Source organism: Enterococcus dispar ATCC 51266 (assembly GCF_000406945.1).
GTDB classification, from domain to species: domain Bacteria; phylum Bacillota; class Bacilli; order Lactobacillales; family Enterococcaceae; genus Enterococcus_C; species Enterococcus_C dispar.
Genome location: NZ_KE136354.1, coordinates 19,604 through 46,283 on the forward strand (window position 1 = coordinate 19,604; position 26,680 = coordinate 46,283).

At 36.3% G+C, this 26,680-nt stretch carries 24 protein-coding genes; 15 read left to right on the top strand and 9 right to left on the bottom strand.

The window, feature by feature from the left end:
• Nucleotides 1-63 precede the first annotated feature (63 nt).
• Nucleotides 64-1,260, top strand: coding sequence for a class C sortase (locus tag RK01_RS00090; RefSeq protein ID WP_016171249.1), 1,197 nt, complete (start codon nucleotides 64-66; stop codon nucleotides 1,258-1,260).
• Nucleotides 1,261-1,556: 296 nt separating this feature from the next.
• Here RK01_RS00090 and proC read toward each other — a convergent pair whose 3' ends face one another.
• Genes proC through RK01_RS00105 form a run of 3 tightly spaced genes read right to left on the bottom strand, consistent with a single transcriptional unit; the run spans nucleotide 1,557 to nucleotide 3,761 of the window.
• Nucleotides 1,557-2,339, bottom strand: a complete 783-nt coding sequence (gene proC / locus RK01_RS00095) for a pyrroline-5-carboxylate reductase (protein WP_016171250.1) — start codon at nucleotides 2,337-2,339, stop codon at nucleotides 1,557-1,559.
• 29 nt (nucleotides 2,340-2,368) lie between these two features.
• Nucleotides 2,369-3,127 carry an ABC transporter permease gene (locus tag RK01_RS00100; protein ID WP_034864651.1) on the bottom strand — a complete coding sequence of 253 codons (759 nt, stop codon included), beginning with the start codon at nucleotides 3,125-3,127 and terminating at the stop codon, nucleotides 2,369-2,371.
• Complete coding sequence (locus tag RK01_RS00105) at nucleotides 3,108-3,761, bottom strand: ABC transporter ATP-binding protein (RefSeq protein WP_016171252.1); 654 nt, start codon at nucleotides 3,759-3,761, stop codon at nucleotides 3,108-3,110. Before RK01_RS00105 ends, RK01_RS00100 begins: the two co-directional genes overlap by 20 nt.
• A gap of 178 nt (nucleotides 3,762-3,939) precedes the next feature.
• On the opposite strand from RK01_RS00105, the gene RK01_RS00110 reads away from it, so the two are divergent.
• Complete coding sequence (locus RK01_RS00110) at nucleotides 3,940-4,731, top strand: Cof-type HAD-IIB family hydrolase (protein ID WP_016171253.1); 792 nt, start codon at nucleotides 3,940-3,942, stop codon at nucleotides 4,729-4,731.
• 177 nt (nucleotides 4,732-4,908) lie between these two features.
• Nucleotides 4,909-5,079 carry a hypothetical protein gene (locus RK01_RS13650; protein WP_016171254.1) on the top strand — a complete coding sequence of 57 codons (171 nt, stop codon included), beginning with the start codon at nucleotides 4,909-4,911 and terminating at the stop codon, nucleotides 5,077-5,079.
• A gap of 118 nt (nucleotides 5,080-5,197) precedes the next feature.
• Here the strand turns inward: RK01_RS13650 and RK01_RS00115 are convergent, their stop codons facing one another.
• The gene (locus RK01_RS00115) at nucleotides 5,198-5,860 is read right to left on the bottom strand and encodes a DUF2238 domain-containing protein (RefSeq protein WP_016171255.1); all 663 of its coding nucleotides are present in this window, start codon (nucleotides 5,858-5,860) and stop codon (nucleotides 5,198-5,200) included.
• 271 nt (nucleotides 5,861-6,131) lie between these two features.
• Between RK01_RS00115 and RK01_RS00120 the strand changes: the two genes are divergently transcribed.
• The gene (locus RK01_RS00120; RefSeq protein WP_016171256.1) at nucleotides 6,132-6,953 is read left to right on the top strand and encodes a hypothetical protein; all 822 of its coding nucleotides are present in this window, start codon (nucleotides 6,132-6,134) and stop codon (nucleotides 6,951-6,953) included.
• A gap of 286 nt (nucleotides 6,954-7,239) precedes the next feature.
• On the opposite strand, the gene RK01_RS00125 is transcribed toward RK01_RS00120, so the two are convergent.
• Nucleotides 7,240-7,569, bottom strand: a complete 330-nt coding sequence (locus tag RK01_RS00125; protein WP_016171257.1) for a hypothetical protein — start codon at nucleotides 7,567-7,569, stop codon at nucleotides 7,240-7,242.
• A gap of 154 nt (nucleotides 7,570-7,723) precedes the next feature.
• Between RK01_RS00125 and RK01_RS00130 the strand changes: the two genes are divergently transcribed.
• The gene (locus RK01_RS00130; RefSeq protein WP_034864648.1) at nucleotides 7,724-9,133 is read left to right on the top strand and encodes a C69 family dipeptidase; all 1,410 of its coding nucleotides are present in this window, start codon (nucleotides 7,724-7,726) and stop codon (nucleotides 9,131-9,133) included.
• 130 nt (nucleotides 9,134-9,263) lie between these two features.
• Here the strand turns inward: RK01_RS00130 and RK01_RS00135 are convergent, their stop codons facing one another.
• The gene (locus RK01_RS00135) at nucleotides 9,264-9,623 is read right to left on the bottom strand and encodes a YxeA family protein (protein ID WP_016171259.1); all 360 of its coding nucleotides are present in this window, start codon (nucleotides 9,621-9,623) and stop codon (nucleotides 9,264-9,266) included.
• A 745-nt stretch (nucleotides 9,624-10,368) separates the two neighbouring features.
• Here RK01_RS00135 and RK01_RS00140 point away from each other — a divergent pair.
• Genes RK01_RS00140 through RK01_RS00150 form a run of 3 tightly spaced genes read left to right on the top strand, consistent with a single transcriptional unit; the run spans nucleotide 10,369 to nucleotide 15,390 of the window.
• On the top strand, nucleotides 10,369-12,132 hold the full coding sequence (locus tag RK01_RS00140; protein ID WP_016171260.1) for a glycoside hydrolase family 13 protein: 1,764 nt from the start codon (nucleotides 10,369-10,371) through the stop codon (nucleotides 12,130-12,132).
• 16 nt (nucleotides 12,133-12,148) lie between these two features.
• Nucleotides 12,149-13,774 (top strand): glycoside hydrolase family 13 protein, encoded by a 1,626-nt coding sequence (locus tag RK01_RS00145; protein WP_016171261.1) that lies wholly within the window; start codon nucleotides 12,149-12,151, stop codon nucleotides 13,772-13,774.
• Complete coding sequence (locus RK01_RS00150; RefSeq protein ID WP_016171262.1) at nucleotides 13,771-15,390, top strand: glycoside hydrolase family 13 protein; 1,620 nt, start codon at nucleotides 13,771-13,773, stop codon at nucleotides 15,388-15,390. Before RK01_RS00145 ends, RK01_RS00150 begins: the two co-directional genes overlap by 4 nt.
• Before the next feature lie 334 nt (nucleotides 15,391-15,724).
• Here RK01_RS00150 and RK01_RS00155 read toward each other — a convergent pair whose 3' ends face one another.
• Nucleotides 15,725-16,918, bottom strand: a complete 1,194-nt coding sequence (locus tag RK01_RS00155) for a DUF2075 domain-containing protein (protein ID WP_016171263.1) — start codon at nucleotides 16,916-16,918, stop codon at nucleotides 15,725-15,727.
• Between the two features lie 138 nt (nucleotides 16,919-17,056).
• Between RK01_RS00155 and RK01_RS00160 the strand changes: the two genes are divergently transcribed.
• The 4 genes from RK01_RS00160 (at nucleotide 17,057) to crcB (ending at nucleotide 19,577) form a co-directional block, all read left to right on the top strand.
• Nucleotides 17,057-17,992: a cation diffusion facilitator family transporter gene (locus RK01_RS00160; RefSeq protein WP_016171264.1), complete on the top strand. Its 936-nt coding sequence runs from the start codon at nucleotides 17,057-17,059 to the stop codon at nucleotides 17,990-17,992.
• A 96-nt stretch (nucleotides 17,993-18,088) separates the two neighbouring features.
• Nucleotides 18,089-18,649, top strand: a complete 561-nt coding sequence (efp, locus tag RK01_RS00165; RefSeq protein WP_016171265.1) for an elongation factor P — start codon at nucleotides 18,089-18,091, stop codon at nucleotides 18,647-18,649.
• Nucleotides 18,650-18,840: 191 nt separating this feature from the next.
• On the top strand, nucleotides 18,841-19,224 hold the full coding sequence (locus RK01_RS00170) for a fluoride efflux transporter FluC (protein WP_016171266.1): 384 nt from the start codon (nucleotides 18,841-18,843) through the stop codon (nucleotides 19,222-19,224).
• Entirely contained in the window at nucleotides 19,221-19,577 is a 357-nt protein-coding gene (gene crcB / locus RK01_RS00175) for a fluoride efflux transporter CrcB (RefSeq protein WP_016171267.1), read from the top strand. Before RK01_RS00170 ends, crcB begins: the two co-directional genes overlap by 4 nt.
• A gap of 139 nt (nucleotides 19,578-19,716) precedes the next feature.
• Here crcB and RK01_RS00180 read toward each other — a convergent pair whose 3' ends face one another.
• On the bottom strand, nucleotides 19,717-19,995 hold the full coding sequence (locus RK01_RS00180) for a GIY-YIG nuclease family protein (RefSeq protein WP_016171268.1): 279 nt from the start codon (nucleotides 19,993-19,995) through the stop codon (nucleotides 19,717-19,719).
• Nucleotides 19,985-20,719, bottom strand: coding sequence for a tRNA1(Val) (adenine(37)-N6)-methyltransferase (locus RK01_RS00185; protein WP_016171269.1), 735 nt, complete (start codon nucleotides 20,717-20,719; stop codon nucleotides 19,985-19,987). The genes RK01_RS00180 and RK01_RS00185 overlap by 11 nt, the downstream gene beginning before the upstream one ends.
• A gap of 367 nt (nucleotides 20,720-21,086) precedes the next feature.
• On the opposite strand from RK01_RS00185, the gene RK01_RS00190 reads away from it, so the two are divergent.
• The 3 genes from RK01_RS00190 to RK01_RS00200 all read left to right on the top strand — a co-directional run bounded on the left by RK01_RS00190 (nucleotide 21,087) and on the right by RK01_RS00200 (nucleotide 26,637).
• On the top strand, nucleotides 21,087-21,704 hold the full coding sequence (locus tag RK01_RS00190) for a lysophospholipid acyltransferase family protein (RefSeq protein WP_016171270.1): 618 nt from the start codon (nucleotides 21,087-21,089) through the stop codon (nucleotides 21,702-21,704).
• A 627-nt stretch (nucleotides 21,705-22,331) separates the two neighbouring features.
• Nucleotides 22,332-23,459: an exonuclease SbcCD subunit D gene (locus RK01_RS00195; RefSeq protein WP_016171272.1), complete on the top strand. Its 1,128-nt coding sequence runs from the start codon at nucleotides 22,332-22,334 to the stop codon at nucleotides 23,457-23,459.
• A 61-nt stretch (nucleotides 23,460-23,520) separates the two neighbouring features.
• A complete protein-coding gene (locus RK01_RS00200) occupies nucleotides 23,521-26,637 on the top strand; it encodes an SbcC/MukB-like Walker B domain-containing protein (protein WP_016171273.1) in 3,117 nt (1,038 codons plus the stop codon).
• The last annotated feature ends 43 nt before the right edge of the window (nucleotides 26,638-26,680 follow it).

Consider the following 26,680-nt stretch of genomic DNA (forward strand, 5'->3'; position numbering starts at 1 on the left):
ATAAGCGTAAGAAAAGCCAACCTATCAGTTGGCTTTTCCAATACATAAGAAGTGAGGATCCTAATGAAAAAAATTAGTCGATTAATACTAGACATAATAATGATTTTAATATTAGCGGTAGGACTCTTTGCGTTGATTTATCCTTTTGCTAGTGATGCGATTAATGATTTTTTGGATGAACAAATTGTTCGTTACCATACCCAACAAATAAATCAACAAACGAAAGCTGCAACCACAAAAAGAAAAGCCCAGCTTGAAAAGAATAAAAAGTTGGCACAAGGAGAGGGAAATCCGGGTCAAGATCCTTTTACGCAAAAAGACATCCCGCAAAAGCTTACCCCAAATTATTACCAACAACATACAATTGCCGTTGTCAATATTCCTAAAATCAATGTAAAGTTACCAATTTTTGATCATACAAACGAATTGTTTTTAAAAAAGGGAGCGGCACTGTTAGAGGGTACGTCTTATCCTACCGGAGGAAAAAGCACCCATGCAGTTATTTCTGCGCATCGTGGCTTGCCTGAGGCAAAGTTATTTACTGACTTACCCAAATTGAAGTTATCTGATCAGTTTTTTATTGAAAATGCGGGTGAAACTTTAGCCTATGAAATTGATCATATCCAAGTAGTGGAACCAATCGATATTGAAGTATTGGATATCGCTTTAGAGAAAGACTATGTAACTTTAGTCACTTGTACGCCATATATGATTAATAGTCATCGTCTTTTAGTGCGGGGACAGCGTATTCCTTTTAAAAAGGCAATGGGAAAAGCATTGCAAAAAAATGATCACCAACGCCAATTGAAGTTCTGGTTGACAGTTATAAGCTGTATCACTATATTGGCAGGAATGCTGAGTTTTCTCTATCTACGTATCCGTTCTTGGAAAATTTGTAATAAAGAATATGATTTGCTTTTTGCTATTTATGACCCATACGGAATACCTCAAGTGGGATTAGAAGCGGCAGTTTTTAGCTCCAATGGCAAATATCCGATTACCCGCAACGGCGCAGCTTTAAAGTCTTATACGACAAGAGAGGGTAAATTGTTTATCCCGCATATGAAAGGGGGACGCTATCAAATTAAAATTGGTTCCCTCGTTTTTAAAGTTAAGGTGAAAAAAGTTAGCGATAAAAACTTCTTTCTTCAAAAAATCGTTCAAAATCCTACTAGCTACCATGTGCAAACTATCGCTCAAAGTAAGGAAGAACCAACTAAAAAAGCCGCTGAAAAATTGATCGTCAAGGCACAAGGATAAAAGATTTTTTATAGGTATAGGGGTTATACGATATTTACAAGGATAAGGCGCAATTTTCTATAATTACGCCTTAATGCTAAAGAGCTACCCCCGGTTGTGTCACTTTTGTTTGAGGACAGAATAACATTTTAGCAGTTTAAAAAAAGGCTATCATTTTGTTAAATTTTACAAAATGATAGCCTTTTTAAGCTGCTTAGTAACAGCGAATATTTTATTTGTTTTTGGGAAAATAAGTAAGCTAAAAGTTCACAGGTAATGTCCGTTTTAAAGGAGTAAATTTTTACTGCTTTAAGAAGCTACTCTGACATAGTTGCATCAATTGCTGCAATTAAAGCATGGCGAAAATTATTAGCTTCCAATGCTGCCACGCCACGAATGGTCGAACCGCCAGGGGAAGTAACGCCATCTTTTAAGATAGCCGGGTGCGCCTTGCTTTCTAATGCTAATTTTGCTGTACCTTGGAGCATTTGTTCCACTAATTCATAAGCTAAATCGCGCTTTAAGCCATGAAGAACACCAGCATCTCCGAGACTTTCAATTAGCATCGCAATAAAAGCTGGCGTACAACCTGCAATAGAGCCGACAATTTCCAAATTGTTTTCAGGTACTTCATAAACTGCACCAAGCGGCTTTAGACTTTCCAAAATAAATGCTTTCGCTTTTTGATCAATATTTTCTGAAAAACTAATTCCCAATACTCCAGCTCCTACTTGAACAGGTGTATTTGGAATTGCATGGGCGATCGGATACTCATTACCTACTACTGCAGTCATGGCTGTTAGATTTATACCACCTGCGACAGAAACAATAGGGATTTTTTTAGCTAATACGGCTTGTGGCAATGATTTTAAAATTGGTAAGACACTACTATTATTTGTAGCGATAATGATGAGATCCATTGCTGTTAAATCATTTAAATCTGTTAAAAGTTGAAAACCCAATTCTTTTTGTAAATTAGTAGCAGTTTGACTACGACCACCTTTTACATAAATATCTTGCGCCGGCATTTGTTTGTCATGGAGCATCCCTTTAATTAAAGCACTGCCGATTTGTCCGGCACCAAAAAAAGTAATTTTCATCTGTTTTCTCCTTTCTCCACTTAAAAATTTTAGCGTAGTTGTAAATCATGGTTGAAATAATTTTTATAAGCTTTGTAGCCAGCAATAATGGCACCTAAACTGGTGGTTGAAAGTAGCATAAAGGTCACCATAATCTGATATTTAATGGCATGAACGGGATCTACCCCCGCAAAAATTAAACCAGACATCATTCCCGGCAAGCTAACTAAACCAACTGTTTTGGCAGAATCAATGGTTGGCTGCATAGCTGTTTTAATGCTTTCTTGGAGAATAGGTAAAGAGGCCAGTTTGACTGGGGCACCTAAGGCTAGCTTTTCTAGCACTTGTTGTCTTTGATCGCGAAATTTTGTATATAAATTACGGTAACATAATCCAATGGCTACCATCGAGTTACTAGCAATCATACCGCTAATTGGAATAATTTGCGAAGGAATGAATTTAATCGCGCCCGCAGCAATTAGAACACCCATTGTAATGTAAGTGCTAATAAAAATTGCGAGTAATGAATCCCAGTAATGCTTATGTGGGCTCGGGTTGCGTTTATGTGCATTCCACGCAGCGTTTAAAACAATGAAAAAGCTCATACAAGTAGTTAGCCAAAAATTATTGACTTGAAATAAATATTTTAAAAGATAGCCTACAATGAACAGCTGAATAACTGCCCGAATGATACTATAAAATATATCACGATTTAAGCCCAATTTTTCCTTATAACTAATTCCAACTGCCACTAAAACGAGAATAAATGCTAAAATGAGTGATTGATTATTAACTGCTAATTGGTTCATCGCTAATACTCCCTTTTTCAAGCCACAATATTTTGCTGGCATTTTTTATTTCCTCTGGGTCGTGGGTAACTTGAATTATTGTGACATTTTCTTTTTGAACAGCTGTAATCAAATCGTGCACAATATTCTTATTTTTTTCATCCAAGCCTGTGGTCACTTCATCTAATAATAAAATTTCAGGCAAAAACATTAAATTGCGAATTAGTGCCACGCGCTGTTTTTCCCCACCGGAAAGTTCGGTAATATTTTTATTGAGATAGTCATTGGGTAAAGCTACCAACTCTAACAATTCTGCTGCTCGCTTATGGTCAAAATTTTGATTGCGTACAGTATAGGGAAAACATAAGTTGTCATAAACTGTTTCACCAAAAAGACTGGGCTGTTGAAAGCAATAAGAGACTTGCTGGCGATAGTTGGTAATTTCGTAATCAGATTGGGACTTATCTTTAAAATAGATTGTGCCTGCAGTGGGTGTCAATAATGTGGCAATTAACTTGAGTAATGTACTTTTACCCCCACCAGAAGGACCGGTTAAAGTTAAAAACTCACCATTTGTTAGTGTAAATGAAATATTTTGGATGATTTTTTGTCCCGCAGTTTCATATTCAACATCCGTTAGATGTAATAGTGTCATAAGACTCTCCTTATATTTTTATTATTCAATTTTTTATTGTAAAGGAGAACCAAAAGAATTTCTAATGATGGAACTTAAATGAAAAGAACTATCAATGACTCAAGGGGGATAAAGCCAAAATTGATTTTTAACGTTATACTGAAAGAACAAGTGATTTATTTAGAAAAGAGGCCAGTAAATGAGAGCAATTAAAGTTGTAATGAGTGATGTCGATGGTACTATTTTGAATTCCCAACATCAGGTTAGTCAAAGATTAAAATCGGCAATTATGCAAATGAAAGAAAAAAACATTCCGTTTGTGTTAGCCTCTGCGCGTTCACCAGAAGGAATGAAACAAATCAGTCAAGAACTAGCTGTCGTAAATTCCCCGTTGGCGGCCTTTAATGGTGCATTAGTGATCAAAAAAGACCAAATAATTTATAGTCAACCGCTAGTAAAAGAAGATGTGCAACAAATATTAGCTACTTTAAAAGTACAATTTCCAAAGATTGCGGTGAATCTATATAGTGAAAATGAGTGGTACGTCAATCGTATGGATCAATATGTGAAATTAGAAAGTGAAATTACGCAGATTAAACCTGTTATTAAGGATTTAAGTCTACTTAGTGAGACACGTCCCGTGCATAAACTATTATTAATTGGCAATGGAGTTGAGATTCAGACTGTAAAAGATTCTTTAGAGCGGGAAGTTGCCGCCAGTGCCCTTTATTTGTCCAAAGATAATTATTTGGAAATAACACACCAAGAAGTTTCAAAAGAAATAGCGCTAAGAGCAATTGCACAATATTATCGTGTTACTGCAAACGAGGTCATGGCTTTCGGGGATAACTTCAATGATCTTCCTATGCTTCAAGCTGCTGGAACTGGTGTAGCGATGGCAAATGCACCCTTAGAAGTAAAAAGAGCTGCTAATCGGATTACCAAATCAAATGATGACGATGGGGTAGCCCTCGTTTTAGAAGAACTTTAATGCGAGAATGTGCGGCACAATAGGGCACAAGATTTTTTTGCACTAGAAAAAGGGAGAACATTTTCTATAAGCCGATTGTTAACGGAATGTAAATATTGTTTGAATAATCAGTGAATTTCGTTTACAACTGTTATTTTACATGATATAACCTTTCAAAAGAGAGTTTGAGGTGAGCCCTTGAAAAAAGAAGAAGTGTGTATAAATGCAGTGTATGATGCAGATGTTGTTGGCTATGATGAGCGAAAAACGGTAAAAGTTATCAGTATTTTTGAACGTACTGCAACAGTTGAAATTTTAGCTTGTGGAACGATAGCATTAGCTAAAATTGATACAATGAAGGAATCTTAAAGTGTATAAAAAAATGCAAGCGTTGAACGGGTCCTTAATTAGGAGACGACCGATCAAAGCTTGCGTTTTTTTATTTAAAATGATAAGAAATATGCTCGTCCTAAGCTTATAGCAAAAGTCACTTATTTTTTTTGGGAATAATCGTGATGCGATAATTTTCAAAGTAACTTGCATCGCTTTTACTTTGTGTAAAAGCAAAAATACCCATAAGAACAGCACCGATGGTATTGGTTAATAAATCGCCCATAGTATCCATCAAGGCAGCGCGTCCAATTAAATCGACGCCCCCAGCACGATAACGTTGTAAGTTCATATCTCCGATAGTGTCGCACAAAAACTCCCAAAATTCCCAAAAAACGCCGCAAACCCCGGCAAATGCAAAGCCAAAAAGTAAGAATAGCCAAGGAGATACATCTTTACTTTGTGCTTTTTTTAAAGCAATTGCTGCAATCCCATACCCTAAAGCCGTCAAAACCATGGGACTAATACTATGAAGTAATTTATCCCACCAACTGATGTAAGCAATCAAATGCAGACACGTTCCTAAAAATACCGAAATTAATAAAAAGAACCAATAAAAAATAACAATCATATCAGGGATCTCAATACGTAGGAACCTGCGGCATAATTGCGGCAAGTAAATCAAAATGATACCCGCGATACATTCAACAAAAACCACTGGGGAATCTGTTCGGGCCTTTGTTATCAATTCAAAAAAGTTAAACGCTAATACAAAAAGTCCAAAGGTTAAAAGTCCCAGTTGGATTTTTTTAATATTCATAAGCAAACCCTCCAACAAAAGTGTCAACAGTAACTGTTGCAATAAGTGCTGGTCTTAGTATACCAAAGATAATAAGATTACTAAATTAAGAGCTATTTGGATTACTCCAGCCACTCTTTTAATGCTTGTAAAACGTTTGTAACAGCAGAATCGGCTTCTTTTAAAAAATTTCCCCAGTTCAATACGCTATATTGGTATTTTAGTTTTCTTGTGATACGATAAAAAAATATGTGAAGAAGATTTTATACTGATTTTTGAAGGGAAGAATAAGATGTCTGTTTTCTTTTATACTGATCGCGGTAACAGTCAAAATGAAGACTTTGTCTATGGTAATGATGATTTTGGCTTTATTTTGGATGGTGCCAGTGGTCTAGGTACTAATTACTTAGCAGGTAACAGCGATGCACAGATTTTTAGTCATTTTATTGGCAATCAACTGATCACACTATTAGCAAATGAAAAAATAGCGACTAATCGAGCTTTAATGCAAGCAGTTACTAATTTTGCTCAAAAATACCGTAAAGAGTTAGGCAAGTTGTCCCCGGACTTATGGCCGAGTGCTACCTTTAGTTGTTATCGTAAAATCGGTGATGAGATGGAGTTTAGTTGGTTAGGGGATTCGCCCATTACCACTTTTTTAACGCAACAAATGCGGACGTTTTATGATCGGACAGTGCCCCAAAATGATCAACGAATTGTTACAGCTTTTCATCAGCTATTAAAAAAAGGTGAAGCAATCGAAGTGGCAAAAGAGGAAATCAAAGATGATTTGATTAAAAATCGTCAGATGAAAAATACACCCAATGGTTACGCTATTTTAGATCCATCCCCAATCGGAATTGCGCGGTTGTCACAAAAAAGGGTTGCTATTATGCAAGTAGAAAAAATTGTTGTGACCAGTGATGGTTTTTATCGTTTAGTGGATACTTTTAATGAGTATACACCTCATCAATTGGGACAATTTAAAGATTATGGCATGCTTGTATCGGCTTGTGATCATCTCCGCCAGCTAGAGAATGAGGATAACAAATTACTAACGTATCCTCGTTTTAAACAAAGTGACGATGCGAGTATTCTTGTGTGGCAGAAATAAAAAACAGAGCATTATTTTTGCATGTGGCAAAAAATAGTGCTCTGTTTTCTTAACAAGTAAAGGAATTGTATGATCTTCATAAAGAATAGGGTTGATATGCCAAGTAGGTGTCTAGCTACATGAACGAACTCTCTACGGCAATAAGCTGAAATTTTCTCTTATTGCTTGAGAGTAGAAAGAACCTATTCCACTTTTTTATTTAAGGGGAAATTTGATAGTATTTGTAAAGAGAATCTCTTAAATTCTCTGGTGTTACTTCATTTTAGTGTCTGTTTGGCAATTTTTCTTACGCATTTTTAACAATTTTTTGAATTTGATCGTCTAAACTACGAATGACAGATGCAGGATTATTTCTAAAATTTTCAATAAAAGAGTCCGCTGCTGTGACAGTGCCAACTTCTTGGTTCATGATATCATAGATGATTAAACTTTCATCTTCTTTGCCCCATTTTACTTTCCAATAAGGACCTTCCAACGCACCATTTAAAATATCTTGTGCGTTGTCTAAAACAGCTTGTAAAATGATTGCTCTTTGGGTGGTTTCAATTCCTCTATTTTTATCTTCGTTCAATTTTTCAGCAACTTCTGTCATATTAGTGGGAACAAGTATGGACATCTCACATTCCTCCTTTTTTTCTATTATAGCTTTAATTACAAAATGTGGGTAAAGATTGCTTTTTTATAATTGCTAAGGTTTTTATTTCACAAAAATAAAAAGAAGGACTACACTTTAAAGTGAAATAGGTAGTGAGCCTCCACAAAGAGAAGGGATGAATAAAATGAATAAACACAGTGAATGTACCACTATTTTGGTAGGAAGAAATGCTTCTATTGACGGTTCAACCATGATTGCTCGTAATGAAGATGGTGAAGCACCATTAAATCCCAAAAATTTTATCGTAGTAAATCCCGCAGATCAAAAACAAGATTATAAGGCTGTCATTAGTGGTGTAGAAATAAAATTACCCGCTAATCCTTTACGGTATACGGCTACTCCAGATGTTTCACCTAAAATTGGCATTTGGGGAGAGTCTGGCATTAACAGTGCTAATGTGGCGATGTCTGCCACAGAAACGATTACCAGTAATTCGCGCATTTTAGGTGTTGATCCCTATGTTGAAGGCGGTATTGGCGAAGAGGACATGTTAACAATTGTCTTGCCTTACATTAACAGTGCAAAAGAAGGAGTAGAGCGCCTGGGGGCATTATTAGAAGAATTTGGGACTTATGAACCCAATGGCATCGCTTTTTCTGATAAGGATGAAATCTGGTGGCTTGAAACAATTGGAGGCCATCATTGGGCAGCGGTTCGTATTCCAGATGATGCTTACGTAGTAGCACCAAATCGCATGAATATTACCAATTTTGATTTTGATGCTCCAGATACATTATGTTCCCAGGACTTAAAAGAATTGATTGATGAAAATCATTTGAATCCTGATTATGATGGCTACAATTTGCGCCATATATTTGGTAGTGCAACGGTTAAAGATAATCAATATAATAATCCTCGTGCTTGGTATATTCAACGTTATTTTACGCCTGAAGTAGAACAATCACCTTTTGATCAAAATTTGCCGTTTATTTGTAAAGCCAATCGCTTAATTAGTATTGAAGATGTGAAGTGGGCGCTTAGTTCCCACTATGAAGAAACAGTTTATGATTGTTATGGTGATGGCACCCCAGAACAAAAACGACAATTACGTCCAGTGGGCATTAATCGCAATCAAGAAGTTCATATTTTGCAATTACGGAATGACGTAGCTGCAGAAATTGTTGGCATCCATTGGCTAGCTTTTGGTCCGAACACATTTAATACTGTCGTGCCGTTTTATGCAAACGTAACGGATACTCCCGTTTTTTATAAAGAAGTAGGAGAAGCGTTTGGATTGGATAGTATGTACTGGTTAAGTGGATTAATCGCTGTCTTAGGAGACACAAATTATAACTTGTATTCTGATGTACGGGATGATTATGTCCAAGATAGTGTGGCTGCTTTCCGTCATATCCAACATCGCGGGGATAAAAATGCGATCGGACAAGCTGATATTTCCCGCTATTTAGCTTCGGTAAATGAAGAGTATGCCAAAGTAGCAAAAGAATTAACAACAAAATTATTAGGCCAAATGGTGATGTTAGGTGCACCACAAATGAAGTTGCGTTTTAATTTAGGTGACTAAAACGACTTATTTTACAGACAAGTCGAAATAAAATATCTAAAGAAAAAGAGAGTTGGCGGTGTCAATTGACACCGCCAACTCTCTTTTGATTACACAACAATGTTAAACTAAAATTAAATTTTTTAATACTTTATTTTAGTTGCGTTAATGCTTTTTGCGGAACAGCTTTTTCAGTAACTTCTTCCCATTGCGTCACGCCATCTTTTTTAGAATTATATGTCACTTTCAAATAGGCATTTTTCCGTAATGGCCGCTCTTTATTAGCTCTAAATGTTAATTCTTTACTTTTGCCTTTGTCGTCATAACCAGTTAGTTGATATTCATAATCCAAATACTCTTGGCCGCTATCGTCTTTTAGCGTGACTTGTTTGCCATCGGTCGTAACTTGTACATAATAAGTATCGCCGCCTACTTCTGTATTTTCAATAAATTTAAATAATCCAAAGGCCGCAGCGATAACTACTACTAAGCCGATTAATAGTTTTTTCATGTGTTCCACCATCCTGTTTACATTATACTCTTATCTTAAATGTATTTTAAAAAAGGTGCCATTGTTTTAGCTTGCGTTAGACTTACAATTTTGCAATGAATTTATTTGAAAAAAAAATAGCCTTAAAAAGGCTAAGATAATACTGTGATTGCTCATAAAAGAAACATTTCCATATGTAATACGGCTAAAGGTTTCAAAAATAGTCAGGCAGAAATGATGGGGAGATAATTTCCGCCTGTTGGAAATTAAGGTTATTGGGGAATATCCTTGTTTCTGTCTTTTATTGTACCTTCTTTTTTAGCATAACTATATTTTAGGCTGAATAAGGTAAATGATCCTTTTTTTAATATCGTTATTTTTAGTGTTTTAACGCTTGTATTGTTGCGTCTTATGGACGATGAGCTGTTTTTCTTCATTTTTTTTTGGATTTTGGAATTTTTTGATAAAAATTTGAAATTGGAAAAAAGACGATTTATTGTGAAGTTAAAGTTATGAAAATAAATTGGGTAATAGACTAAGCAATCGATTGCTTAATATTAAATGTTATTCGTCAGGAATAAAAGGAAAATAAATTTTAATTACTCTATTACAGGTTTTTATGCCGCTCTATTAAAATAGAAAGTAAATACCCTCTGCAATCGATTGCGTAATTTCGTTGTAATGCGCTTTTTTTTATGTCATAATAAAGCTGAAATGACAGTGAAGTATGGAAATTTAACAAGATAAAAAGAAAAGGTGTGATGAAATGAACACAGCAGCAATTGCCCACCGACCAGATAGTGAATTTGCTTACCTCTATCAAAAAGATATCATGCATATTCGTTTAAAAACGGCTAAAAATGATGTCGCAAACGTAGAATTAATTCATGGTGACACCTATACATTAGCAGAAGACAAATGGTACCAACATCCTTTAAAAATGGAAAAGTATCTGAGTACAGCTGTTCATGATTATTGGGTAGTCGCAACGAGTGAACCTTTTAAACGCATGGCTTATGCTTTTCGGGTAGTAGGCAAAGATGGAACGGAAGTATTTTATGGCGATCATGGTTGTTTTCCCTTTGAACAACAACATTTAGAAATGCCCAATAATTATTTTAGAATGCCTTATTTTCATGAAGTTGATCGTTTTAAAGCGCCGGCTTGGGTGAAAAATACAGTTTGGTATCAAATTTTTCCAGAACGCTTTGCTAACGGCGACAAAGCCAATGACCCTAAAGGTACGTTTCCGTGGGGGAGTAAAGTACCTGACCGACAAGATTTTTTTGGCGGCGATTTACAAGGAGTTTTGGATCATTTAGATCATTTTACTGAACTGGGAATTAATGGCTTGTACTTTTGTCCAATTTTTAAAGCCTATTCTAATCACAAATACGATACGATTGATTATTTTGAAATTGATCCTGATTTTGGGGACAAGGCGTTATTCAAAAAACTCGTAGACGAATGCCACAAACGCGGGATTAAAGTTATGCTGGACGCCGTTTTTAATCATATGGGTGATACTTCTCCCCAATGGCAGGATGTCATTAAAAACGGGGCCGATTCACCATATGCAGATTGGTTTCATGTCAATTCATTTCCAGTTAGTTATACAGAAGGAATAGATTTTGAAAACGCAACCGATATTACCTATGATGTTTTTGCTTTTACGCCTCACATGCCAAAACTTAATACTGCCAATCCTGAGGTAAAGGAATATTTATTAAGTATTGCAGCTTACTGGATTGAAGAATTTGATATTGATGCTTGGCGTTTGGATGTCGCCAACGAGGTGGATCATACTTTTTGGAAAGAATTTCGTGAAGTTTGTGATGCGATAAAAGATGACTTTTATATTTTGGGTGAAATTTGGCATTCAGCCCAAAGTTGGCTAAATGGTGATGAGTTCACGGCGGTAATGAATTATGCCTATACCGATGCAATCGTGGGAGCATTTGTCAAAAAAGAAATCAGTTTGGAAAAAATGGTCTCAGAAATTAATCGCCATTTAATGATGTACCGGGAACAAACCAACGCTATGCAATTTAACGTTTTAGATTCCCATGATACTCCCCGTATTCTAACTGAAGCCAACGACGATAAAGACTTAATGAAACAAGTGGAAGCCTTCACTTATTTACAACCGGGATCACCTTGTATTTATTATGGTGATGAATTTGCTATGACAGGTGGGATGGATCCTGATTGTCGTAAATGTATGGTGTGGCAAAAAGAAGAACAAGATCACGACATGTTTGACTTCTTTAAACAACTGGTTAGATTTCGGCGGGAGAATGCTCACATTTTAGCAGATGGAAAAATGATTTGGGAAACGGTGAATTTAGCCAATGATCAAATTGTATTAAGTCGTAAATTGAATAATGAAATAATTTGTGGTCATTTTAACTTGGGTACAACCAAAACTGTATTTGAGAAAAAAGGAACAATTCTCTTGGGGCATTATTTTGAAGAAGCAGACGAGCAGATAACGATTGCGCCAAAAGGATTTGTTATAACCAAAGCGTAGAAAAAGGGTGAAAGAAATGGAAAAACACTGGTGGCAAGAAGTGGTGGTGTATCAAATTTACCCCCGCAGTTTTAAAGATAGTAACGGCGATGGAATTGGGGATATCGGCGGTATTATTCAAAAATTGGATTATTTAAAAGAGCTAGGAATTGGCGCAATTTGGTTATCACCGGTTTATGCTTCTCCTAATGATGATAATGGTTACGATATTTCGGATTACGAAAAAATCATGACCGAATTTGGCACAATGGCAGATATGGATAACTTAATTACAGCGGCCGATCAGCGGAATATTAAAATTGTCATGGATTTAGTTGTCAATCACACTTCAGATGAACATCAATGGTTTATTGAAGCAAAAAAAGGACGTGAAAATTCCTATCGCGATTATTACATTTGGGCGGATCCCAAATCAGATGGTAGTGCTCCTAATGAATTACCATCGACGTTTTCTGGTAGTGCTTGGGAGTTTGATGAAGCAAGCGGACAATACTATTTACACCTGTTTTCTAAAAAACAACCGGATTTAAATTGGGCCAATGAACATGTTCGCCAATCGGTTTATGACATGATGAATTTTTGGATTGCCAAAGGTATTGGCGGTTTTCGTATGGATGTTATCGATTTGATTGGTAAAGTTCCCATGGAAATGATTACGGGAAATGGTCCGCAACTGCACGATTATTTACAAGAAATGAATCAAGCAACTTTTGGTAAACACGATCTTTTGACTGTCGGTGAAACGTGGGGCGCTACACCAGAAATCGCCAAATTATATTCTAATCCTAAACGTAATGAATTGAGTATGGTCTTTCAATTTGAACATGTTGGCCTCGATGAACAACCTCAAAAAAGCAAATGGGATTTGCGACCATTCGTAGTAGCAGAATTAAAAGCAGTCTTTGAAAAATGGCAAATAGAATTAGGGAATGAAGGTTGGAATTCGCTATTTTGGAATAATCATGACCTGCCGCGGATTATTTCCCGTTGGGGCGATGAAAAAAATTATCGCGTAAAAAGTGGTAAATTGTTTGCAATTTTATTGCATCTTCTAAAAGGAACGCCTTATATTTACCAAGGAGAAGAAATTGGCATGATCAATCGATCCATCACAGCGATTGAAGAAGTAGACGATATTGAAAGTATCAATATGTATCATGATCGCATTGCAAAAGGTTATGATCCTAAGGAAATTATTCAATCTATCAATGTCAAAGGACGGGATAATGCCCGTACGCCTATGCAGTGGGATGACAGTGAAAATGCTGGCTTTACCACTGGAACACCTTGGCTTTTTGTCAATGAAAATTATCAAAAGATAAATGTTGCCCAAGCGTTAGCTGACAAAGACTCACTATTTTATACGTATCAAAAATTAATTCAACTGCGCAAAAATAATCCAATTGTCGTTTGGGGAAATTTTCAGTTAGTTGAAACTGTCCCTGAAGTTTTTGCTTATGAACGGCAATATGAAGGGAAGACTTGGCTAGTGGTGACAAATTTTTCTGGTAATGAAAATAAATTTGATTACGACGGGATGATACAAGATATCGTTATTACCAATGGCATCTTGCCGCAAGATTTGAAAAATCTTACTTTAGCTCCATGGGACGCTTTTGTGGTGGAAGTTGGGAAGCCATGACAAGTTGGTGGCAAAATGCAGTTGGTTATCAAATCTATCCCCGCAGCTTTTTTGATAGCAATGGCGATGGAATCGGGGATATTAAAGGCATTATTGAAAAATTACCTTATTTAAAAGAATTGGGGGTCGATTTTATTTGGCTGAACCCCATGTATAAATCACCTAATGTTGATAATGGCTATGATATTTCGGATTACCAGGATATTGCGGCTGAATATGGCAATATGGCTGATTTTCAAGCACTTTTAAAGGCAGCCCATGCCATGGATTTAAAACTTATTTTGGATTTAGTGATAAATCATACCAGTGATCAGCATCCGTGGTTTGTTGAAGCCAAAAAAGGCAAGGATAATCCCTATCGCAATTATTATCACTGGCAAGATGCAACTGAAAGTAAGTTACCTAACAATTGGCAAAGTTTTTTTGGGGGACCAACTTGGACCCTAGATGAAACAAGTATTCAGGCGTATTTCCATGTTTTTGCTCCGGAACAACCGGATTTAAACTGGAAAAATGAAGCTGTTAGAAAAGAAATTTATCAAATGATTCGTTGGTGGCTCGATATGGGAATTGATGGTTTTCGTTTGGATGCGATTAGTCATATCCAAAAAGAGCCATGGGATTTTCAAATTACTGCAAATCCATGGGCACCATTTATGAATGTGGCAGGAATTGACGAGTACATGAAAGATTTACAACATATTTTTAACGAATATGATGTCATGACTGTTGGTGAAGCCAGCGGTGTTTCCAGCAAAAGAGCAGTTAATTGGACAGATAAAGACGGCTATTTAGATATGATTTTTGAGCTTGAACATAATGTACGCATGGGAAAACCAGGTGAAGAACGGATTAACTTACTGGGCTTTAAAAAAGTTATCGCCCGTTGGCAAAAAGATTTAGGTCAAAAAGGTTGGAACGCTCTTTATATTGAAAATCATGATAATCCCCGTTTTAATTCTATTTTAGGAAATGAAACGAGTAAGTCAGCTAAAGCGCTAGCGTTAATGTATTTATTTTTACGCGGAACGCCCTTTATTTATCAAGGGCAAGAACTCGGCATGACCAATTATCCTTTTCAAGATATTGCTGAGATTAATGCTAAGGACACATTGTCTTATTATAAACGCTTATTAGCTGAAAAAAATGACGAAGCACTAAAACTTGCTACTGCTTGGACAAGAGACCATGCGCGTACCCCTATGCAGTGGAATACCACAAAAAATAGTGGTTTTACTACTGGCTATCCATGGCTTAAAGTGAATCCTAATTATGAAAAAATAAATGTTGCTACCGAATCCAAAGATCCTGATTCAGTCTTAAACTTTTATCGGCAGGTGATTGCACTACGTAAAAAGGAAGAGACTTTTTCAACCGGTACTTTTACATTATTGGCGGCAAATGATCCGGATATTTTTACTTACTTGCGAACAGGAACAAAGCAGTTTTTAATTGTCACCAATATTAGTCAAAAGGTGCGCACGTTCTCTTTACCTAAAAAAATTTGGCAAAAAAATTGGCAGCTTGTTATCGCTAATGATAAAACTGCGCCTCAAACAGTTACCCAGCATATGAAAATAAATCCTTATGATGCATGGCTTTTTGAACAAAAGTAATGCACTCTTCTAAAGCAACTGAAAGCTCATTCCTGTTATTAAGATGAGCTTTCAGTTTTTTTAGGAAGGCAAGAGACTGTATGATTTAAACATAGAACAAGTCAGATATACCAAGGTTGTCGATGTTTAGCGTCCCAAACGAAATCTTCGAGACGTTAAAGCGGAATTATAAGAAATTATTCCTCAAGTTTCGTATAATTCCGCTTTAATGCACAAGAGCTGCTTACGTTTGTTCCTCTTTTCCTGTTATCTAGCACATACAGCAACTCCTCAGAAAAAATTTTATCAAAAATGGCTACTCATCTGGATTAGCTCAGACAAAGTCTTATGCCTTTTAATTTAATGCCAATAAATGTTTGCGTAAAATAGGATCAGACGCATAAAGGTAGAGGCCAAATTTTCCCCGTTTTAATAAAATATTGACAGAATTCATCACGATAGTATCTTTTGCTTGGTTTAAAGCGGGAATATCGTTTCTTTTTTTAAAAGCTTCATGATCTTCATAAAGACTGCTATCAATATAGATTTTGTCTGTTTTTTCATCGTATTTGACACTTGGACCTAAGATGACCCCGGCATAATTTAAATCAAAGCCTTGAATAGTGTAAATGGAGCCAACTTCGTCAATCGTTTCCGGACGCTCTGCCCATGGTCGATCGGTAAAATTAATTTTATCCCAAGGAAGTTTTAACTGTCCGGCTGTAACAAACCAAGTCTTATCATCTAAAACGGTAAAAGGAAAATCAGCGGTGGCCAGCATGCGCGATAATCCGACAGCCTTATTTTTCTCCTGTATTTTTTGGTAAAGGGGTAAACCATCAGCAAAAAATTCCAAGTCGAAATTGTTGATTTGGGGTTTTTCTAACAGGTGGCCCCTCGTAAAGGCATTAATCCAATCTGTAACGTTTTTATTTTGAACGCGATACTGTTGATTCAAGTGATAATACTTAGTGGGATAATCTTTTAATAAATTTTTCAGACCGTCATTTTGCCAGTAGCTTTTTAGTTTCACCACTTGTTGGGGATCAAAAACAAAAATGATAATTTTGGCTAACTGCATAATTTCAGTTAATTGATTCTGCTGTTTGAAATTATTAAAGGGATCGTCTTTAGTTAATAATAAATGGCCTTCATCAATCATCACAATATCTGCTTGCTGCTGAATTTTGTGGTAGTGATTAATGAAAGGTGTCGGCTTCATAAAATCTTTTTTATAAAGATAATCAGACTGGGGCGCGAGCTCTTTATAAATTTTTAGCATCTCATTGTGATTAACCAATAATTTGTTGTCAAAGCCGGTAAATGGGGTGTTTTTTTGACGCGCTAACGTTTGCAATTTTTCAAAAGCGCTGGCTAGAACAATACTTTTACCAGCCCCGGCATCTCCATTTAAAATAAAGATGGCTGTTTTTGGTGCGGAAATATTTTGCGCACTGAATTTTAAAATTTCATTTATGACTTTTTGTTGTGACGCGTCTAATTGCGCTGTTTTGGGCAGAATAAAACTACTGCTTAAAGTTTCCATCATTTTCACTTCCTAAACTTTATTGTAGGAAAAATCCTCTTATTTGTAGAACGTTTTGATTCGAGAGGTTATCATTTTCTCTTAGGTCAGAGATTCTTTATAATAAAAGTAAATTCATTTTTGTGAAAAGAGGAGATAAAAATGGCAGAAGAGAAAAAGCAGGGGATGATGGCCGTTATCGCTGCCTTAGTTGCCAATATTTTGGTCGCCATTAGTAAATTTATTGGCTATATGTTAAGCGGCAGTGCCGCCATGTTGAATGAAAGTATTCATAGTGTGGTGGATTGTAGTAATCAAGCACTCTTGTTAATCGGTGATAAGCGGTCGACAAGACCGATTAGTGAATTGCATCAATTTGGCGAAGGACGGGCCAAATATTTTTTTAGTACCATTGTGGCCACAATGCTTTTCTTTGGTGGTGGGGCACTTGGGGTAATGGAAGCATTGGAAAAGCTTTTTCACCCGGCACACGAAGTTGGAAACCAATGGCTGGTAATTGGGATTTTACTTTTTGGGATGATGGTGGAAGGTAGCTCATTGCGCATAGCCCTTAAAGAGATTAAAGAATTAAATGAAGAAAAACTACCGCTATTTCGTTTTTTAAGAGAAAGTCGTCATAGTGAAATTTTGATTATTTTTACTGAAGATTTTTGTGCAGTGATTGGGTTGTTAGTCGCTTTAGCGGGTACAATTTTAACAATGCTGACCGGTAACGCGATGTTCGATGCGTTAAGTGGTTTATTAATCGGGCTCCTCTTAATGTTTGCGGCAATCTTTTTAGCCCGTGAGTTTTATAGCTTAATTATCGGCGAAAGTGTAACAGCCGGTGATTTGAAAAAAATTAAGGCTGCTTTTAATCGTAAAGAGGTAAAACGTCTGATCGATATTAAAACGGTTCACTTAGGTCCAACAGAAATTATGATTGCGGCCAAAATTGATATTGTCGATGAAGATGAAGCCCACAGCTATACGGTCGTTAATGACATTGAACGCGAAATTCGTCACAGTTTACCAGATAAAAAAGCTTATATTTACATTGAAACCGATGAATATGATCCTAACTATGTCAGAAAATAAGCCCTGATTAGATAAATTTTGGCTAAAACTAGCATAAACGCCTCTTGTTTGCTACAATGAAAAAGAATTTTATAACAAGAAAGAAGGATTTAGACAATGATCGCAGCAAGTGACTTACGGGCAGGGATGACATTTGTCCAAGACGGTAAATTGATTAAAGTTTTAGATGCCAGCCATCATAAACCGGGTAAAGGAAACACAGTAATGCGTATGAAACTTCGTGATGTTAGAAGTGGTGCGACTTACGATACTACTTTACGTCCAGATGAAAAGTTTGAAAAAGCCCACATTGATACAAAACCAGTACAATATTTATATACAATGGATGACACCGCCTTTTTCATGGATCTAGAAACATATGAACAATATGAAATTCCAGTAGAAACAATTGAAGAAGAAATGAAATACTTACTAGAAAATATGGAAGTAAAAATCCAATTCTTTGGTTCAGAAGTTATCGGTGTTCAATTACCAACAACTGTTGTCTTAGAAGTAACAGAAACACAACCTTCTATTAAAGGGGCTACTGTAACAGGATCTGGTAAGCCTGCGACAATGGAAACAGGCTTAGTTGTGAACGTACCAGACTTTATTGAAGCTGGTGAAAGCTTAGAAATCAATACAGCTGAAGGTACTTATATTAAGCGTGCCAAATAATTAAATTTAAAAACCAAGAGTTGCAACTTTCACTCTTGGTTTTTTTGTAGATAAATGAAATACATAATTTTTATAAAAAATAAGGTTAATCTATTCGGGATATTAGTTTATTACTTGTGAGCTGAACGGACTGCTTCAGCTTTTCTGGTGCTGCTTTTTTGATAAGAAATTTTTTAAGAGAGGGCGTTGACATGAACTATTTGATTGTAGCTTTTTTTGCCTTTTTTGGCGGCAATGCCCGCTATTTATTAGGAGTAAATTTACCGGTAGTAAATGGTTTTCCGCTGGGGACGTTAGTAGCCAATTTGTTAGGCTGCTTTTTGTTTAGTTGGGTTGTCAAACATATTATGGTTGATAGAGATGTAAATGGTCGGTTGATCCTAGTGATAGGAACTGGATTTTTTGGGGCCTTTACGACATTTTCATCTTTTGCCTTAGATACAATTAAACTTTTTGAATCGAATATATTTTTGGCGTTCCTCTATCTAGTTCTATCGATTGGTGGAGGACTTTGCGCCGCTTATCTGGGAGAAAAATTTTGGCGACCTAAAACAAACAAGGAGGATTTTAAATGAATCTATTACTTGTTGGTTTTGGAGCGGCTCTAGGCGCAATGGCTCGTTTTGCAATTAATCGTTTTTTTGAAAAACGGCCGCATCCTTATCCTAAGGCTACCCAAATTATAAATTTAACCGGTGCTTTTCTTTTAGGTATATTTTCGGGGTTGCATTTAAATGATGGGTTGTATTTATTTTTAGGAACAGGGATGATGGGAGGGTATACAACTTTTTCAACTTTTAATTTTGAAATGTTGACGTTATATCAAACAAAACGAAAACTTTTTTATTACTATTTTGCTCTTTCTTATGGTGGTGGCCTCTTGTTAAGCTTTCTTGGCGTAGCACTTGGTAGTTTTTTGGCAAAATAAAAAGAGCCAAAGAATATTTATTTTCGCTGTCTGATTCTTCAGAGAATTTGTATTCTTTGGGTCTTTTTCCATTTCATTATTTGATAAACGTTTTTTGAAATTTTGGAGATAACTTCATAACCTGTTCCTTGGATACGTCTTAAAGTAACTGATTTTTTGTTTGGTGCTGCTTTAAATAGCGTTCTTTTTGGGGACGGCTTAACTTTTTAAAGGCGGCTTCAGCTTTGGTGGCACTACTCCGGTCCGAAAAAACTTCAGCATGAATCATCTGAAGTGGTCGTCGTTTTTTTAGGCGAGTATATTTTGCCCCCACGCCATCATTGTGTTCTTTTAAACGACGAGCTAAATCAGTGGTGTAGCCACCGTAAAAAGTATTATCGCGACACAAAAGAACATAAAAATAATGTTTACTGGCCATAAAGCATCGCCTTTAAAGTTGGTGTATACTCATTGCTTTCTGAATATACAGTTAAAGGTGGTAGAATCTTTAAGCCATCTTTTTTACCATCTTTGATTCCTTCTACTAAAACAATATTGGCATCTTTATTTTCTTTAGGATAGACAAATTGGACCCGTTTTGGGGCGATACGATAGTGCTGCATCAGCTCTAAAATTTCTAAAAAACGATCTGGTCGATGAACCAGAGCAAGTCGGCCGTTCATTTTCAACATTTGACTCGAAACAGCGACAACGTCTGCTAAAGTCGCATGGATTTCGTGACGAGCAATTGCCAAATGAGGATTGGGGTTCTTTTCATTTGTCGGCAAATTTTTAAAGTAAGGAGGATTACACAAGATTAAGTCTAGGGAATCTTTTTTAATGACCGATAAACTGTCTTTTAAATTTAGTTCGTGAACGTCCATTTGCTCTTCTAAATGATTTAAAGCAATACTTCGTTTCGCCATATCAGCCAAACGTGGCTGAATTTCAATTTGTTCAATTTTTGCTTGTGTCTTGCGACTAATAAAGAGGCCAACAGCACCATTGCCAGCACAAAGATCAAGAATTTTACCTCGTTTGGGAATCTTCGGAAAATTGGCCAGCAATACGGCATCAATTGAAAAGGAAAAAACATCACTACTCTGAATTATTTGGATGCCTTCAGCATATAAAGCATCGATTCGTTCATTTTTATTTAACACGTTTTACACCTGCAATTACTCAAAATTGAAAATATCTATTCGTATTATACTCGACTGACAATAGGGTGCAACTTTTTGTTAAAAGGTATTAAGGTATCCTATCTCCTGCAAAAAAACTTCAGTTAAAGTTTCAAGTGATAAATTAGAAAAGTAAAAAGAAGATTACATTCATGTCGGGCTGATAAGTTTACTAGAAAAATTAGGGTTGCAGTAAATTTAATCCGAATAAAAAAAGCTTGTCAAAAGATATTTTTTTTTGCATACTTAGACCGTATTGTAATTGAAAGTGCCCCTGCCGTTAACAAAATACTTTTAAAACAAAAAAGTTACGACGAGGGATCAAGAGAACGATAGAGAGGAAGATCAGATGTTTTTTACTGTTATGCGGGGAATTGTCCGCTTTCTTTTATTTGTCCTAAATGGTAACTCTGAATTTCAAAATAAAGCAGCATTACCCCAAGATGAAAATTATATTTTAGTTGCACCTCACCGTACCTGGTGGGACCCTTTGTATATGGCCGTGGGCGCAAGACCAAAAAAATTCAGTTTTATGGCCAAAGAAGAATTATTCAAAAATCCAATTTTACGATTTATTTTAGTTCATGCCAATGCTTTTCCAGTGGATCGACAAAAACCGGGACCTTCTGCCATTAAAACACCCGTGAAACTATTGAAAAATTCTGATTTGAGTTTGATTATGTTTCCTAGTGGAACGAGACATTCGACTGAATTAAAAGGTGGGATGGCATTAATCGCTAAAATGGCAAAAGTTAAAATTGTCCCTTGTGTCTATCAAGGCCCCCTTACTTTTAAAGATTTATTAAAGCGTAAAAAAGTTACTATGCGTTTTGGGGAACCCATTGATATAAGTGACATAAAAAAAATTGATAAAGAAGGACTGGCTTTAGTTGAAAGTCGGATACAGACTTCTTTTGACCAATTGGATCAGGCAATTGATCCTAAATTTAAATACATTGCTCAATAATATTTGGAAAACCAGCGTATTATACGCTGGTTTTTTTGTAAGTAGGAAATGATATGATTTTCATAAGGGATAAGGCTGATATACTTTTCTTTGATCTAGCTATATGAACGAACTCTCTGCGGCAATAAGCTGAAATTTCAAGAAATTTGAAGAGCAATTTATTAAAATTCCATCTTCTTACTTGAGAGCTAAACACGTTCATTTCGCTTTTCTTTGATCTAGCTATATGAACGAACTCTCTGCGGCAATAAGCTGAAATTTCAAGAAATTTGAAGAGCAATTTATTAAAATTCCATCTTCTTACTTGAGAGCTAAACACGTTCATTTCGCTTTTCTTTGATCTAGCTATATGAACGAACTCTCTGCGGCAATAAGCTGAAATTTCAAGAAATTTAAAGATCAATTTATTAAAATTCCATCTTCTTGCTTGAGAGCTAAACACGTTCATTCCGCTTTTTTTATTAAGCAGTCAAAGTGTTAAAAGGAAATGAAGTTTCTTTTCTGTTATTTTTCGTATACAAATAAGAAATTAGGCTGCTTTTTATAAAAGAGCAGCGGCGTTTTTAAACGCTAGAGAAAGTGTTATAATGGTCTGAAGATGCTTTTTTTAGAAAGGTTGAGTATAAAGTGCGTTTTTTACACACCGCTGATTGGCATATTGGTAAGAAATTGAACGGTTTTGATTTATTGCTGGAGCAAGCTGATGCGCTTGATCAAATTTTGGCACTGGCTGTGAAAGAACAAGTTACGGCAGTTGTCGTAGCAGGTGATCTGTATGATCGTGGGGTACCGGCAATTGATGCGGTTCAACTGTTTAATAAAAAAATTATTGCTTTTAATTTACAAAATAAGCTGCCATTATTAACCATTTCTGGTAATCATGATAGTTCAGAACGCCTGAATTTCGGTACACCTTGGTTTAGCCAGACTGCTTTTCATTTACATACAGAACTAACACAGGCTTTTCAACCGATTGTAATAGAGGATACGCAATTTTTCTTGCTGCCTTATTTTGAACCATTTCAAGCACGGTTGTATTTTGAAGATGAGAGTATCAAGACTTTAGCAAAGGCGATGGAAAGAGTAATAGCTGCAATGACTGCCCGTTTTGATCCTCAGAAAAAACATGTTTTAGTCGCACATTTTTTTGCAGCTGGCAGCAGTCAGAGCGATTCGGAAACTAAAATTATGGTAGGGGGTTTGGATAGCGTGCCCGTAGATTTATTAGCAGTTTTTGACTATGTAGCTTTAGGACATCTGCATAATCATCAGGCTTTAAAACATCCTTTCGTACAATACAGCGGTGCGCCATTGAAGTATGCCGTTTCTGAAGAGAAGCAGACTAAAGGCGTTTATATCGTAGATACGCAAGATTTTTCTAGAAGTTTTTACCCACTAAAGCCACTCCACGATGTTCGTACACTAACTGCAAGCTATGAAGAATTGTTGGCACCTGAATTTTATCAGAGTATACCACGAGAAGATTTTTTACAAATTCAATTAACCAATCGCGGCGTTATTCCAAATTTAATGAATCAGCTACGTAACATTTATCCTCGCCTTTTGGGTATTGAGCGATTAAATCAAGTACAACGGGAAAATCAATTAGAAAAAGTGAAAAAAAGAGCTGATGTACCAGCGGAAATTGTAACTGAATTTTTTGCTGAAATGACGAATGAAACATTGACTACTAGTCAAGAAGATTGGTTAGCTAAAGGATTGCAAGCAACAAGTAAACAAGTTGAAAAGCTATAATTTTCTAAAATAAAGAACAACTATCCAAAAAAGGTATTTTGGCAAGGAGGAAGCAACTGGAATGCAGCCACGGAGATTACACATGAAAAATTTTGGCCCTTTTATTGATGAAATAGTCGATTTTGGCGCTTTTGCAGATCAAGGGCTGTTTTTAGTCAGTGGAAAAACCGGTGCGGGCAAAACAACAATTTTTGATGGGATGACTTTTGCTTTATTTGGTCAAACTTCTGGTAAATTGCGCAGTGGTAAAGAAATGCGCTCACTTTTTGCTCAACCTGCTGAAGAAACGGAAGTGACCTTTTCTTTTAGCCATGGAGGATTACTTTATGAAGTGATGCGCCGACCGGAACAAGAGGTGGCAAAAAAAAGAGGAACAGGGACCACTAAACGCGCTGGGAAAACAACATTAACAGTTTTTGACACATTAGGGAATGAAAAGAAGCAATATACAAAAAATGTGGATGATGAATTGTATCAAATGCTACACTTGAATGCGGATCAATTTTTCAAAATTATTATGTTGCCACAAGGCGAATTTCGTAATTTTCTAATTACTTCTAGTACTGATAAAGAACAAGTTTTACGTCGGCTGTTTGATACTGAAATCTATCAGAATTTGCAAACTTGGCTGAAAGAACAAGCTACTTTGCAAAACAAAAGTATCGAAGCAAAGCGATTACAAGCTGAAGCATTAGTGGATAGTTTTAAGTGGTTTGAAAAAATAAGTGTTTTACCTAGTTTAGCTGAAACAAAGCAAGCTTGGGAGAGGGACTTATGCGCTTTACAACAAGCAGTTAAGGAGCAAGATGTGCTTGTTTCAGAACTTAATGCTAAAAAAAATACTGCTGAAAAACAATATTATCAAGCAGAAGAATTGAAAAAAACTTTTGATGAATTAGAAAAAGCTATTGTACATGAAACCGTGTTGGCAGATAAAAAAATTGCAATAGCAGAAAAAATTAAGGAACAAAACTGGCTTAGCTGGTTACAACAACAAGCCCCGCTTGTGAATTCTTTAAAAATGGCAACAGAAAAAGTGCAACTCCAAGCAGATAAATTAATACGAACTAAAAATGAAGCGAAAAAGAATACAGCCGCGTTAAGTATTTGGGAAAGTCAACGAATGATGTTTCAAGAAAAAGCCGCGGACTTGGAATTAGCAAAAAAAACATTGCATAATTTGGAAGTAAAATTACCACAAGCGGAACTTTTGGAAGAAAAACAACAAGTGTTTACTGCTCAAGCGGCCGAACTGTCAAAAATGTTTCATAGAATGCAGGAATTAGAACAAAATATTATTAACTTAAAAGAAACATTGGCACAGCAAGAAGCAATAACGCAACAAAGTGGTCCTTGGCAAAAAACGATGTTGGAGTTAGCCAAAATCCAGCAGTTGGTGGTCGACTTTGAAAAATTACAAAACAACAATCAAACGATGCAGACAGAGCTGCGTAATATACTTGAAGCGATTCAAACACAGCAGTTAAACGAGCAGCAGCTAAAATTAACTGGTGAGGCAGCGTTAACCGAGTACACTTTACAAAAGAGCAACTATGCCAAGGCGATGATTGCGCGGTTAAGTTTGGATTTGAAGCCGGGAGAAGCTTGTCCAGTTTGTGGGGCTACAGAACATCCTGACGTTGCCTTACACGCTAAAGAAAAATTGTCTGTGCAAGAAACGGAATCGGCGTTAAATCTAGCAGAGAAAAAGTTACGGTCTATAGAAGAACAACAGATTCGCAGTTCCGCTGAAAAAGAGCAGTTGGAAAAAGAGTGTGATAAAGTAAACCGTCAACTAGCAGAACAAGATACAGCTATTTGTGAGCTAAAAACAAAGATTGAAAGAAAATTTGACGCATTAACAGGAAAAACGGATTATGATGATGTTTTAGTCGCACTCTCCTCATTTGTGGAAAAACAAGAGCAACTCGGACAAGAAATTTCAGCAGCAACAGAAAAAAAAGTAGCATTAGAGCAAAAACTGATTGAACACAATCAAGTTTTAGTTACATGGCAAAAGCGTCATCAAGAGCAAAATAATGGTGTGGAGCAATTAAAAGGTGAAATAGCCAGTTTGAAAGAACAAGTTGGAAACCTGACAGCCCCGCTTTTACGGCAACAAATTAGCGAGATTACGCAGAAAATCAGTACTCTTGTTGATCAGTTGCAAACGGATCAAGTTAAAGGTGAAAACTTAAAAGCTACTGCTAAAAGTTATGCTGTCCAAATTAAAGAAATAATGGCATATCAGCAAGATGCAGTACTGGAAGAAGAAAGTCTAGCAGAAAAACTGCAAGTACGTTTAGCGACTGCCCCACGAAAGATAGCGAAAAGTGATTTGTTGACAGCCGAAGTAGATGAGGCACAGCTTAAAAAGATTGCAACAGAAATTAAAGATTATGAAAATGATATTCTGTTAATCAAAGAACAAAAACAAAAACTACAAGCAAAAGTAATGGGAAAAGAAAAACCAGCAATTAAAGAATTAGCTACAGTCTATGAACATGCACAACTGCAATTAAGTGAAAGTCAGCAACGATGCTCCCTTTTAAAAGCGCAACAAAAGGATAATCAACAGTTGCTAGAAAAGTTAGCGCTATTATTACAATCCCACGAATCATCCTTGGCTGCATTGGCGGAAATCGAACAGTTAAGTCAAGTGTTGAGTGGTAAAAATACTTACAAAACTAGCTTGGAACGCTATGTTTTACAAGCCTATTTAGCTGAGATTTTAGATGTGGCCAATGTTCGCTTACAACAACTAACCAATGGACGTTATCAATTTAGTTTGGCAGAAAAATCTGATGGTGGACGCGGTCAAAAAGGACTAGATATCGATATTTACGATGACAATGCAGGTCAAACAAGACGGGTGCAAACCCTATCTGGTGGAGAAAGTTTTATTGCTGCACTAGCTTTAGCGCTCTCATTAGCAGATGTCATCCAAAACCGCACCGGTGGAATTGCTTTAGATGCACTATTTATTGATGAAGGCTTTGGTTCTTTGGATGAAGAAGCATTGGAGATGGCTTTGGAGGCCTTGAGTACCTTGGAAACAGAAGGGCGTTTAATTGGAATTATTAGTCATGTTCCGGTATTAAAAGAAAAAATTGTAAGACAAATAAATGTGAAGACAAACGGAGCTGGGCAAAGCCAAGTTGCGTTGAAAATTGATTGACAAATAACAGCCATGGCTGTTTGCAATTATTAGATGGGAGAGA